11 protein-coding genes are annotated in these 12,531 nt (G+C 69.7%); 4 read left to right on the top strand and 7 right to left on the bottom strand.

The annotated features are described in order from the left end of the window. Positions 1 to 72 precede the first annotated feature (72 nt). Positions 73 to 1,323: a uroporphyrinogen-III C-methyltransferase gene (gene cobA, locus D5S18_RS15170; protein ID WP_120041446.1), complete on the bottom strand. Its 1,251-nt coding sequence runs from the start codon at positions 1,321 to 1,323 to the stop codon at positions 73 to 75. A gap of 348 nt (positions 1,324 to 1,671) precedes the next feature. Continuing rightward, positions 1,672 to 3,021 (bottom strand): DoxX family protein, encoded by a 1,350-nt coding sequence (locus D5S18_RS15175; protein ID WP_239003778.1) that lies wholly within the window; start codon positions 3,019 to 3,021, stop codon positions 1,672 to 1,674. A gap of 236 nt (positions 3,022 to 3,257) precedes the next feature. Between D5S18_RS15175 and D5S18_RS15180 the strand changes: the two genes are divergently transcribed. From D5S18_RS15180 to D5S18_RS15195, 4 genes are all read left to right on the top strand, one after another. Then, positions 3,258 to 4,424: a phosphotransferase family protein gene (locus tag D5S18_RS15180; RefSeq protein WP_120041448.1), complete on the top strand. Its 1,167-nt coding sequence runs from the start codon at positions 3,258 to 3,260 to the stop codon at positions 4,422 to 4,424. A gap of 4 nt (positions 4,425 to 4,428) precedes the next feature. After that, a complete protein-coding gene (locus D5S18_RS15185; protein ID WP_120041450.1) occupies positions 4,429 to 5,523 on the top strand; it encodes an Rv3169 family protein in 1,095 nt (364 codons plus the stop codon). Positions 5,524 to 5,634: 111 nt separating this feature from the next. Continuing rightward, positions 5,635 to 6,666, top strand: coding sequence for a DUF2293 domain-containing protein (locus D5S18_RS15190; RefSeq protein WP_120041452.1), 1,032 nt, complete (start codon positions 5,635 to 5,637; stop codon positions 6,664 to 6,666). Between the two features lie 130 nt (positions 6,667 to 6,796). Beyond that, the gene (locus D5S18_RS15195) at positions 6,797 to 7,240 is read left to right on the top strand and encodes a hypothetical protein (RefSeq protein WP_147403962.1); all 444 of its coding nucleotides are present in this window, start codon (positions 6,797 to 6,799) and stop codon (positions 7,238 to 7,240) included. Positions 7,241 to 7,437: 197 nt separating this feature from the next. On the opposite strand, the gene D5S18_RS15200 is transcribed toward D5S18_RS15195, so the two are convergent. The 5 genes from D5S18_RS15200 to D5S18_RS15220 are packed head-to-tail and all read right to left on the bottom strand — an operon-like array spanning position 7,438 to position 12,460. After that, positions 7,438 to 7,842: a hypothetical protein gene (locus tag D5S18_RS15200; protein ID WP_203236751.1), complete on the bottom strand. Its 405-nt coding sequence runs from the start codon at positions 7,840 to 7,842 to the stop codon at positions 7,438 to 7,440. Positions 7,843 to 7,894: 52 nt separating this feature from the next. After that, on the bottom strand, positions 7,895 to 8,335 hold the full coding sequence (locus D5S18_RS15205) for a cobalamin biosynthesis protein (protein ID WP_120042162.1): 441 nt from the start codon (positions 8,333 to 8,335) through the stop codon (positions 7,895 to 7,897). A 49-nt stretch (positions 8,336 to 8,384) separates the two neighbouring features. Then, on the bottom strand, positions 8,385 to 9,854 hold the full coding sequence (locus D5S18_RS15210; RefSeq protein ID WP_120041456.1) for a cobyrinic acid a,c-diamide synthase CobB: 1,470 nt from the start codon (positions 9,852 to 9,854) through the stop codon (positions 8,385 to 8,387). Then, on the bottom strand, positions 9,817 to 10,431 hold the full coding sequence (cobO, locus tag D5S18_RS15215) for a cob(I)yrinic acid a,c-diamide adenosyltransferase (protein WP_120041458.1): 615 nt from the start codon (positions 10,429 to 10,431) through the stop codon (positions 9,817 to 9,819). The genes D5S18_RS15210 and cobO overlap by 38 nt, the downstream gene beginning before the upstream one ends. A 25-nt stretch (positions 10,432 to 10,456) precedes the next feature. After that, positions 10,457 to 12,460, bottom strand: a complete 2,004-nt coding sequence (locus D5S18_RS15220) for a VWA domain-containing protein (protein WP_120041460.1) — start codon at positions 12,458 to 12,460, stop codon at positions 10,457 to 10,459. Between the last annotated feature and the right edge of the window lie 71 nt (positions 12,461 to 12,531).

Below are 12,531 nucleotides of genomic sequence, written 5' to 3' on the forward strand. Positions count from 1 at the left end.
CACCGTACCGCTGCCGGGGCGTCGGGGTCGACCGAATATGCGCGCTGCGGCCGGGCGGCGCCGAATTCGACTTCAGGCCGGTGGTTCGGCGGTGAATCCGGCGGTCGGCCCGATGACGATGATGGCGGGCGGGCGAATGCCCTCGGCCCGAACCCGCTCGGCCACCGTGGCGAGATCCGCGCGCAGCACCCGCTGGGTGCGCAGCGTGCCCTCCTGGATGACGGTGGCCGGGGTGTCGGCGGGGCGACCGCCCGCGAGCAGGGCGGCGGCGAACTGTTCGATCCGCTCGACGGCCATCATGAGCACCAGGGTGCCGCGCAGCCGTGCCAACGCGGGCCAGTCCACCAGCGAATCCGGATGATCCGGTGCGACATGCCCACTGACCACTACGAATTCATGCGTGATGCCGCGATGGGTGACCGGAATGCCCGCGGCGGCGGGCACCGCGATGGGACTGGTGACGCCCGGCACCACCGTCACCGGGATTCCGGCCGCGACGCAGGCCGCCAATTCCTCGTGGCCCCGGCCGAAGACGTAGGGGTCGCCGCCCTTGAGCCGCACCACGAATTTTCCGGCCCGCGCGCCCTCGATGAGCGCGGTATTGATCGCCTCCTGCGCCATGGCGCGGCCGTAGGGGATCTTGGCGGCGTCGACGATCTCGACCTCGGGTCCGAGTTCGGCCAGCAGTTCCGGCGGGGCGAGCCGATCCGCCACCACCAGATCGGCGCGGGCCAGCATTCTGCGGCCGCGCACGGTGATCAGGTCCGGGTCACCGGGACCGCCGCCGACGAGGGCAACACCGGGGGCGGCGGGCGTCGAATCCTCGCTCACCACACCGGATTGCAGCGCCTCGAGCAGGGCATTGCGCACCGAGGCCGAGCGGCGGTGCGCTCCGCCCGCGAGCACGCCGAGGGTGAGGCCGTCGTAGCGGGCGGTCGCGGGGGTCACGGCGGTGCCCAGGCGGGCAACGTCGGCGCGCACACAGAACACCCGCCTGCGGGTCGCCTCCGCGACAACCGCCGCATTGGTCTCCGGTTCATTCGTGCAGGCGATGGCATACCAGGCACCGTCCAGATCGCCGTCCGCGTAGGCGCGCAGGTGCACGGTCAGTTGTCCCGAGGTCGCCATACCCTCCACGGCCGGGGTGACTTCCCGACTGATGACGTGCACCTCGGCCCCCGAGGCGAGGAGCAGCCCCAACCTGCGCTGGGCCACCGTGCCGCCGCCGACCACGACGACCCTGCGCCCGACGAGATCGAGCCCGACCAGGTAATTGGGGTCGCCCGCGACGGGTTCGGCACTGGTGTCTGAGGTTGTCGGCACAGTTCAGCAGCGTACGGGACCTGATTGTCCGCTATCGACGCCGCCGGTCGCCGGTATCCCTCGAGGCAGGCATCGCCTCGCCCCCATGCCCTCCGGGCATTCCGCACCATCCGCGCGAAGTACGGAATGCCCGCAAGCCATGGGGGACAGCGTATTTGCCGACCTTCACCAAACCCGACAACCCATTCGTCACTGACGGTAGCGAGCGGGTCGGCGTTGGGGCCTCCAGGAAAGCACCCATTTCGGGTCATCCCGGAGAGTGAGCGCGGAGGACCGAAAGTCGATGCTCGAAGGCGACGAAAGCACGCGAACGCGCCCCGGCGGTCGCCGGGGCGCGGTGGCGCACGCTCAGTGCGAGTCGGGTGCTTCCTGGGTCCAGTGGAAGCCGCGGCTGCGCTGTGGGAACGAGTTCGGATCCTTGTAGTCCAGTGTCAGCCGCGCGGGCCGACCTTCGATATCGCCGCGCAGGACGAGCCTGTCCTTCGCGGGCTGTTCGTAGGTGAACTTCGCCAGCAGGGGCGGTACGGCGTCCCTGCTCTCGGGCAATTTCGAAAGGGTCAGCGTGTGCGCCTCGGTGTCCACCTGCGCCTGCACCGGAACGAACGAATCGTCCATGCGCTGATAGGCATTCGCCTTGGCTCGGTCGAAGACCAGTCGCCGCCACCGCTCGGTGTCGGTGAGCAGCGGCGGGTGCACCGCGCCGTCGACCTCGAATTCGGCGACATTCCAGATGCCGTACAGCGGCGGGGTGGGCGCGCCATTGCCGTATGCGCCGTAGTCCTCCACGCCGACCATGACGCGGCCCGCCGTGACCCACAACCCGACCAGCACGCCCACCGCGACGACGATGCGGTTCACCTGAGGCGAACGCGAGAGCGGCGGTTGGGTCACCGGGTCCGAAGGGCGTTGCAGCACCAGCACATTCGCCAAACGCCGAGCCTGGGGGGCGAGCAGCAGCAGCGACATCAGCAGCAAGGTGAACGAGTGGATCTTGACCGGAACGTCGAAGGTCATGTTCAGGATCCAGATCTGGGCCAGGCAGAGCGCGCTCAACAGCGCGCCCGCGGTGGCCGTGCGCGGCACGAACAGCAGCAGTCCGGCCGTGGCTTCGGCGATGCCGAGCAGGATCTCATACACCGGCGAGGAACCGACCTGGCCCCACAGCACTTCCAGCGGACCCATATTGCCGTAGGGCGTGAGCAGCGCCGTCAGCGAAGGCAGCGGCATCTGGTTCGGGAAGACCTTCGTCATCGCGTACCAGAGCATCTGACCGCCGAGGCACCAGCGGATCACCACTAGGAACCAGGCGTTGAGCGTGCGGTATTCGGTGCGACGGCGATCCAGAGCCGTCCAGATTCCGGCCGCGAGGACCGCGATGAGCAGCGCGGTGCCGATCATCACCCAGATGGCGGATTGATCGCCGCTGCCATTCAGGTGCAGGACCGTGTCGACCCCGAATATGTTGCGACCAACCCAGCCCGTGACCGGCTCCGCGAACCGCATCTGCCAGATCACCGCGTCGCGCGGCAGCAGATCGGCCAATGGTCCGACGAAGGCGATCAGGATCTGCGCGAACAACAGGCAGTAGAGCCCGAAGTAGACGAAGGAAAAGCGAAAGGCTATCCGCGTCAAGGGATGCCATCCCGCGAGGGTCTGCGCCGAGGGCCGGGTCTCGGGCGCGTCGACGATGGTGCTCACCAGTTCTCACTCCCTCTTTTCGATACATCGACCGTATCGAGCACCGCGCGAGGGCGCCTCCAGGCGAACCCTCGGTTCCGCCCCGGATTTCGAATCATCCTCGAGGCGGATGCGTTCCGACGCGGCGGCGAGTACCGAGAGCCCCGGTTCCCCGCAGGTGCGGTTTACCCGGTTTCTCCCCGGCAACGAAGTAGAACGCGTTACATTCGCGCGAATATTCATCGCAGGAGGCACCAATGGCCGACGGTCCCGACCCGGCAACCGATTCCGTACAGCTCGACGAGCCGGAACTCACCGAGCGCCGACAGCTCACCACCAGTGATCGCGACCTCGACGCCCTAGCGGGCGACCTGGCGCGCTGGCTGGCCGGACGGGTCGCGGCCGAGGACCTACCGCGCATCACCGCGCTGTCGCGACCGCAGTCGGGCGGCATGTCGAGTTCGTCGGTGCTGTTCACCGCCGAGTGGACCGCGGGCGGGCGGGCCGAGGGCGGGTCCTACGTGATTCGGATGGCGCCGGAGGCGGATTCGTTCCCCGTGTTCCAAACCTATGACCTGGCAGCGCAATACGAAGTGATGGCCGGAGTCGCCGCTGCGAGCACGATTCCGGTGCCCGAGCTGTGCTGGCTCGAGACCGGCGAGAACCCGCTCGGCACACCGTTTCTGGTGATGCGGCAGAGGGCGGGACGGGTGCCCGCCGACAATCCGCCGTATGTCTTCTTCGGCTGGCTGTTCGACGCGACGCCCGAGGAGCGCGCCCGCGTCACCGCCGCCACCGTCGACATCATCGCGCGGGTGCACGCCATCGCCGATCCGGCCCGGCGATTTCCGATCCTGACCGGCCCCGGTGACGCGCTGCGGCGCCACGTCGACGCCCAGCGCGCCTGGTACGACCGGGGTCTGGCGGCCGATGGCTACCGAATCCCCTTGCTGGAGCGCGCCTTCGACTGGCTGGAGGCGCACTGGCCTGCAGATCCCGGACCCGAGGTGCTCAACTGGGGCGATGCCCGACCCGGCAACATCATGTTCGACGGCTTGACCCCCGCCGCCGTATTGGATTGGGAGATGGCCGCACTCGGCCCGCGCGAACTCGACCTCGGCTGGGTTGTCTTCCTGCACCGTTTCTTCCAGGATATCGCCACCCGGTTCGACCAGCCGGGACTGCCCGACTTCCTGCGCCGGACCGAGGTGATCGCCGAATACGAGGCGCGGACCGGATACGCACCGCGCGATATGGACTTCTACCTCGTCTACGCCGCACTGCGCCACGGCATCGTCATGGCCAGGGTCAAGCGCCGAATGATCCATTTCGGCGAGGACACCGATGTGCCCGACCGCGACGACTACGTCATGCACCGGGCGGGGCTCGAGGCCCTGCTCGACGGAACATACGAATGGGATTGAGCCGATGCCCGCACCCCTGGACGAATACCCCATCCATCAGACACCGCTGACCATGGCCAGAGTCGCCACCAGCGACCGGAATTTCTACGACCGCAGCTATTTCAACGCCCACGATCGCGACGGCGCCTTCCTGATCACCGGACTCGGCGTCTACCCGAACCTGGGCGTCACCGACGCCTACGCCACCGTGCGGCGCGGCAATGTCCAACGCTGCGTGCGCTTCTCCGACGCGCTCGGGGCGCGCGGACTCGAACAGCGCGTCGGCGGCTACCGCGTCGAGGTGATCGAACCGCTGCGGCGGATCAGGGTCGTGTGCGAACACGACGACCTGTCCTTCGACCTGACCTGGACCGGAGCCTTCCCCGCGGTGCAGGAACAACCGCACCTCATCCTGGCAGGCGATCGGCCCATCATCGAGGCCAGCCGCTTCGCGCAAGTCGGTTCCTGGGCGGGGACTTTGACCGTCGACGGCGTGGATACCGCGATCGATCCCGCCGTCTGGACCGGAACGCGGGACCGATCCTGGGGTATCCGGCCGGTCGGCGAGGCCGAACCCGCCGGATGCGCCGCGAGCGAGGGTGCGGGCGGCTTCTGGTGGCTCTACGCGCCGCTGCGCTTCGAGGATTTCGCCGTCATCGTCATCGTTCAGGAGCAGCCCGACGGCCGCCGCACTCTCAACGACGCGACCAGGGTCTGGCCGGACGGCCGCACCGAACAGCTCGGCTGGCCGCGCGTGCACATCCGATACCGTTGCGGCACCAGGGAACCCATTGCCGCCCGACTCGAACTGACCACCCCGGACGGCAAGCCGCTGGAAGTCGAGATCACTCCGGGTCCCGGTGTCGCACTGCACGTCGGCTGTGGCTACGGCGGCGACCCCGACTGGCAGCACGGGCAGTGGAAAGGCCGCGACTGGGTCGACTCCGCCACCTACGACCTGACCGACCCGGCCGTCGCCGGACGCCTCCCCTACGGAGTCACCGACTACATCGCGCGCGCCCGCTGCGGTGATGCCGAGGGGTGGGGTCTGTTCGAACATGCCGTCCTCGGCCGCCACGACCCGACCGGCTTCGCCGACTGGGGTGCTGTCGCACCGTGATTCGCCCGGCCCCGGCACTGATTCCTCCGGAAGGACGCCGGGGCCGCAGGCCCGGACCCTGCGCTGCAGGGTCCGGCGCGACCGCACTGCGCGGTCCTCTAAATTCTGGATATGTCCAAACTCCGGAGTCGAGTGATCGCGGCCGCCGAAGCGGCGCTGGCCCAGCGGAAATACGTCTGCGCCCTCGATGTCTTCGGCGGTGTCGGGTGGTTGCGCGCCGGTGAGATCGATCGCTGGCGACAGGGCCGGGTGGCGACGCTGGAGGAGTTGGCGCCCGTCGACGGCGCCCGACTGCGGGAGGCCACCGCAATCCTGCGCGAATGGGCCGAGCAGAAGGGACTCTGCGCCAACGAGACCGCCTACCTGGCGGGTGGACGGGATCGCGGGGAGTTGCGGTTCTGCGCCGATGGACCGGACAGCGAATTCCGAATCCATTGGCTGGCAGCCGATCTCACCCCGGCACGGCGCGCGCAACTGGTGCGGCGACTCAATGCCGTGCCCGATCTGGTCGTGGTCAGCGCCGAAGACCCGTGGACCTGTCTGGAATGCGCCGAAACCGGACCGCATTTCATCGCCGCGGGCTCCGGATCGCTCTGCCTGGAATGCGCCGACCTCGATCACCTCGAATTCCTGCCCGCGGGCGATGCCACCCTCAGCCGCCGGGCCAAGAAGGAGAGCACCCTCGCCGCGATCGTGGTGCGCTTCGATCACCGCAGACGCAGACATCTTCGGCTCGGCATCCTCGTGGAGGCGGCGGCGCTGGCGCGCGCCGAGGAACAGTGCCTGGCCGATGATGAGGTCAGGCTGCGCCGCCGGGAGCGCGATCGGGTGCGACGCGCGGCGCAGGATGTCGAATTCACCGCGCGCATGGCGCAGGAGATCCGCCGACTGTTTCCCGGCTGCCCGGCCGAGCGGGCCGAACTCATCGCCGAACACGCCGCGCTGCGCGGCAGCGGCCGGGTCGGACGCAGCGCGGCGGCGAAGGTGCTCGATACCGAGGCACTCACCCTCGCGGTCATCGCCTCGGTGCGCCACCTCGACACCGGCTACGACCGCATGCTGATGGACGGCGTCGCGCGCATGCAGGCGCGCGCGGCCATCCGACCCGAACTGGATCGGGTGCTGACCGCGTGGCGCGGTTGATCCGAGATTCGCGCGCGGCGTGTCCGCGGACGCGCGGTGGTGTCATCAACGAATGTGACCAACGTCTCGGGTAGCCTGCCTTGGTCGCCGGGCCAGCAGGGTGCCGGCAGTTCAGCGAAAGGCGGGCACTTTGAGCGGATTGGCAGTATCGCGCGGCACGGTCGGTGTCGTGCTCGCGGCAACCCTTCTGGCACTACCCGTAGCCACCGCACCCGGCGCGTCGGCCGCGATCGCGCCGAATCTGGCGCTGGCGATGTCCGGTTCGGCGCTGGGGTTGGCCGGAACCGCGTCGGTCGGCTGCGCGCAGACCGTGGTCGCGACGCTCGAGCGCCCCGATGGCACGCCGATCACCCACGGCACCGTCGACTTCTTCAGCAATCTGTCCGGTATCAGCGGCAATTTCGTGGGCACCGTCCCCGTCGCGGCCGACGGATCGGCGCGCATCGGCTGGATTCCCGGTGTCGCGGGCGCGCATGTAATCAGCGCGGTCTATTACGACGGCGGCTCGGACTATCAGCAGGTCGCCGGGAACACCTCGGTCACGGCGGTCAATCTCGGCGGAGTGTGCGTCTAGCACGGCCCGCATGCCGCGGGCGCGGTCGTCCCCGCAGACGACGACCGCGCCCGCCTCCGCCACGGACTACCACCCGCGCTGTCCACTCAAACCTGCTGTGCCGCAATCCTTCCCGGCTTCCCGCCGGGGCGGCCGCAGGTGCGTCACTTCGCGGAGCAAACCCAGGGTCCCGTCTGGAGTCCTCTCCGAGAAAGGGGCTAGTCGGTCACCTCGGCGCCCGGTGGATAGCACCACTGCGCCCGAACGGCCTCGCCGAAACTGCCCTTCTCGTCCACGGCGACCGGCGTGACACGACCATCCGCCCCGACCAGCCAGGTCAGCACCTCCTCCACGGCGGGTCTATCGCCGCGCCCCCAGAACGTCGACCTGACCCGCCACCCCGCTCCGGGCAGTGCGGCCACCACCTGATCGGTGCGCTCGAGACGTGTGAAATCGGCGAATTCGGTGACCGGACGCCGGATCCCGGTCTCGGTGTCCACGACGAGCGCCGCCCCGGTCCCGGCCTCCCACCCGTCCACCTCCAATGTTCGACCGTTCAGGGCATCCGTCCCGTTGAAGACGGCCACCCAACCCGTCGGGGTGAACTTCCGAATGCTCGACATACCAACATCGTCCCTCCAGCTCTCGCGACGCCCTAGCCACATGCGGGAAGACTCAGTGCGCGCTCGGAATCCCCTGTGCCACAGCCACCGTCACATACCCGACAATTCGCTTCGGCGTGAGCAGGCGACCGCCTGCGAGCCGCGCGGCGGCTTCGGCGACGCTGGGCGTGCCGACCCGACCGAGCGTCGCCGCCGAGGGCGCGTCGACCTCGACCCGCGCCAGTTCGGTGGCGGAGTAGGTGAGCACCGGCACACCCAACTGAGCTGCGGCGCAACGCAGTCCCGGTTCGGTTGCCCGATGGTCCAGTGTTGCGAGACAGTTGATCACGCTGTCGCCCACCACCTCTCGAACCGCACCGATAATTCGTTCGGCCGAGGCGCCCGGCCGGAATCCGATACCCACCGCGACCGGCTCGCCGAAGGTCTTGCCGAGGCATGGCTCCGGATCGGAGTGGCCCCGTTCGGATGTTGTTCGCGTGCGACAGGGGACCATCGGATCTACGCGACCGAGGCGCAGGCCCGGTCCGGATTCCACGGCCGGATCAGGCATTGACGTCGGTGGCGTACGCGGCCGACTCGGCGACGAAACGAGCTATGGCGGAAGGATTTCCAGCCGGATGGGTATGCAGATACGAGGCATGCACCCGCCCGACGAGCACACCTTCGCGTACGGCGGCGGTTTCGGTCCGCCACCCCCAAGCGGGCGAATTCGACCCCGACGCCGTCAGCGTCGTGCGATGGAACTCATGGCCGCGCACCCGCTCACCCGCACGCCAGAGCACAGAATCCGCCAATGCCACCGCATCCCGATACCCGAGGGTCAACCTCGGCCCGAATTCGGCGGCAGCGTCCACGACACCGGCCATCGGATACCCATCCAGCGTGCGCGCTAGATACAGCAATCCGGCACACTCGGCATGAATCGGCAGACCGCCGCGAGCCGCCGCCGCGACCCGATCCAACAGTCCGGAATTGGCGGCCAACTCCGCCGCATGCTCCTCCGGGAAACCACCCGGCAGCACAAGACCCGCAGTACCGTCCGGCAATTCGTCGTGCAGCGGATCGAATACCACCACCTCGGCCCCGGCGGCGGCGAGCAGCTCGCGATGCTCGGCATATCCGAAGGTAAAGGCGGCGCCGCCCGCCACGGCAACCACCGGACCAGCGGAACCTACTGCGTTGGAAGCGAATTCCACCGCATCGCTCGAGCGACCCGCCGATCTGGCCAAGACTGTCGCCGGATCCCATTCGGGGCCGTCGCCGATCGGTGCGGCCATGGCAGCTATCGCGCCCAGATCGAGGTGGGCGGCAACGAGATCCGTCATCGCCGCCACGGCCGCGGCCGCTGCGGCGCCGTGCTCGACCGCGGGAATCAGTCCGAGATGCCGGGCGGGAACTTCCAAGTCGGACAGTCGCGGCAGCGACCCGAGCACCGGCAGACCCACCCGGTCGCACGCGGAGCGCAGGACCCGCTCATGGCGTTGGCTGCCGACTCGGTTCAGGATGACCCCGCCGAGCCGAACCGAGGTGTCGAAGGTGGCGAAGCCGTGCAGCAGGGCGGCCAGGCTCTGACTGTGGCCGCGCGCGTCGACAACCAATACCACCGGCGCACCGAGCAATCCGGCGACCTGCGCTGTCGACCCCTCGGCCACCGCGGCCGCCGGTTCGTCGCCGATGCGTCCGTCGAACAGGCCCATGACGCCCTCGACCACGGCCAGATCGCATCCGCGCGCACCGTGGCGAGCCAGCGGGGCCACCAGATCCGCGCCGACCAGCACCGGGTCGAGATTGCGGCCGGGGCGACCTGCGGCCAGTCCGTGGTAGCCGGGATCGATGTAGTCGGGGCCGACCTTGAACGGCGCGACCCGGTGACCCGCGCGACGCAGCGCGCCGATGAGCCCGGTCGCCACCGTCGTCTTGCCGCTGCCCGAGGCGGGCGCGGCCACCACGATCGCCGAAACGCTCACGGCCGCACTACCACTCGATCCCCCGCTGCCCCTTGCGGCCCGCATCCATCGGGTGTTTGACCTTCGTCATCTCGGTCACCAGGTCGGCGGCCTCGAGCAGTGCCGAGGGTGCGTCGCGTCCGGTGATGACCACGTGCTGATTGCCGGGGCGGGCGCGCAGCGTCTCGACCACCTCCTCCACCTCGACCCAACCCCATTTCAGCGGGTAGGTGAACTCGTCGAGGACATAGAAGCGGTGCTGTTCGGCGGCCAGTCTGCGAGCGATCTCCCGCCAACCCGCCAGCGCGGCGACCGCGTGATCCTCCTCGGTGCCCGCCTTGCGCGACCAGGACCAGCCCTCACCCATCTTGTGCCATTCGACCGACCCGCCCGCGCCGGTTCGCTCGTGCACCTCGCCGAGCGCGCGGAAAGCCGCTTCCTCCCCCACCTTCCACTTCGCGCTCTTGACGAACTGGAAAACCGCGATATCGAAACCCTGATTCCAGGCCCGCAGCGCCATCCCGAACGCGGCGGTCGACTTCCCCTTGCCCGGACCGGTGTGCACCGCGAGCACCGGCTGATTGCGGCGCTGCCGCGTGGTCAGCCCATCCTCGGGCACGGTCTCGGGAACACCTTTGGGCATCAGCGCCCACCACCTTCCACCGAACTCACGCGACCCGGCCCAGCGCCGGACGACCGGGTGCGCCGTCGCGGACCAGATCGGCCACCGAGGCCCCGGTCAACTCGGTCAACCGCAAATAGTCCGCGCGCAGGGCGCGCGCCAACTCGACGGCCAGACCCAGGCGCACCATGCCGCGCTCGCAGTCCACCACGATCGAGGCGACCCCGTCGCGGGCCAGCATTGCGGCGGCCGCCGCCGCGCGCGGCACCGGATCCGCGCCACCGGTGGCGCGACCATCGGTGAGCAGCACCAGCATCGGGCGGCGGCGCGGATCGCGCACGCGTTCGCGCAGCACCACCTCGCGCGCCTTCAGCAATCCGGCGGCCAGCGGGGTCTTTCCGCCGGTCCGCAGGCCGGACAGGCGACGAACCGCGATATCCACCGAGGAGGTCGGCGGCAATACCAACTCCGCCTCCGACCCGCGCACGGTGATCACGGCGACCTTGTCGCGGCGCTGGTAGGCGTCGCGCAGCAGCGCGACCACCGCGCCGGTCACCGCCGTGAGCCGGTCGCGGGCGGCCATGGAACCGGAGGCGTCGACCACGAACAGCACCAGATTGCCTTCGCGCCCTTCGCGATACGCGCCCCGCAGATCCTCGGCCAGCAGTTCCAGCGGACCCCGACGGCGGCCGCGCGCATGCTGATGCGGCGCGGCGGCGAAGACGGTGCCCAGCAGGTGCAGGCCGCCCGTGGTCTCGGTGCTCGGACGGACCACGCGGCCCTGCCTGGTCTGCGCGCGGGAGCGGCGGCCCGGCGCGCCCTCCCCCACGCCCGGCACCTCGAAGCGCGGCGGGGCGACCGGAGCCGAAGACGGTGTGCCGCTGTGGCCTTCGCGCGAGCGAGCGCCGGGGCCGGAAGGCGGGGTGTCCGGGTCGTCGTCGGGACCGTCCGGGTCCTGTTCCGGGGCTTGCGAACTGTCCTGCGCGCCATCGTCATTCGGCCCGTCGGGCGATTCGCTCGAATCATCCTGCGCCGCAGTGTCCTTCGGCGGCTCCGCGCGCGCGGCCTCCTCGGCCGCGTCCCGCATGGCGTCGTCGAGTTGATCCTCGCTGATACCCGGCGCGTCGAACGGGTCGCGCCTGCGCCGATGCGGCAGCGCCAGTTCCACCGCGACCCGCACATCCTCCTCGGTCACCCGGTCGCCGCCGCGCCAGGCGGCGTGCGCGGCAGCCGTGCGCGCCACCACCAGATCCGCGCGCATACCGTCCACATCGAAGGACGCGCACAGCGCGGCGATGCGGCGCAGTTCGACCTCGTCGAGCACCACCGAGACGAGGCGGTCCCGTGCGGTCAGAATGCGTTCGGCCACTTCGCGATCCGCGCCCGCGTGCCGTTCGGCGAAGGCCGCGGGATCGGCCTCGTAGTCCAGCCTGGCCCGCACCACGGCCACCCGGACATCCACCTCGCGGGATGCGGCCACATCCACGGTGAGCCCGAAGCGATCGAGCAACTGCGGGCGCAATTCGCCCTCTTCCGGATTCATGGTGCCGACCAGCACGAAACGCGCCGGATGCGAATGCGAGACGCCATCGCGCTCCACATGCACCCGGCCCATCGCGGCGGCGTCGAGCAGGACATCGACCAGATGGTCGTGCAGCAGGTTGACCTCATCCACGTACAGCACGCCGTGATGGGCCGCCGCCAGCAGACCCGGCCGGAACGCTTGCTCGCCATCGCGCAGCACACGCTCGAGATCCAGCGAGCCGACCACCCGGTCCTCGGTCGCGCCGACCGGCAGTTCGACCAGCCGGGCCGGTCGCGCCCCGGATTCGTCCACCACCGGCGGCAGCAACTGGGCCAGCGCCCGCACCACTGTCGATTTGGCGGTGCCCTTCTCCCCGCGCACCAGCACCCCGCCGATACCGGGATGCACCGCGCATAGGATCAGCGCCAATTGCAGCCGTTGCTGGCCGACTACCGCGGAGAAGGGGAATCCGGGCTCGGCCTCGCCGCGTCGGCCTGCGCGCTGCGCCGATGCCGAGGGCGTCACATCAAGAGAAGCGGGCACGGACCCCACTCTATGCGCGCCGCCCACGGCCCTCGACTCCGCCCCGAACTTGC

It is taken from the genome of Nocardia panacis (assembly GCF_003598715.1).
GTDB classification, from domain to species: Bacteria; Actinomycetota; Actinomycetes; order Mycobacteriales; family Mycobacteriaceae; genus Nocardia; species Nocardia panacis.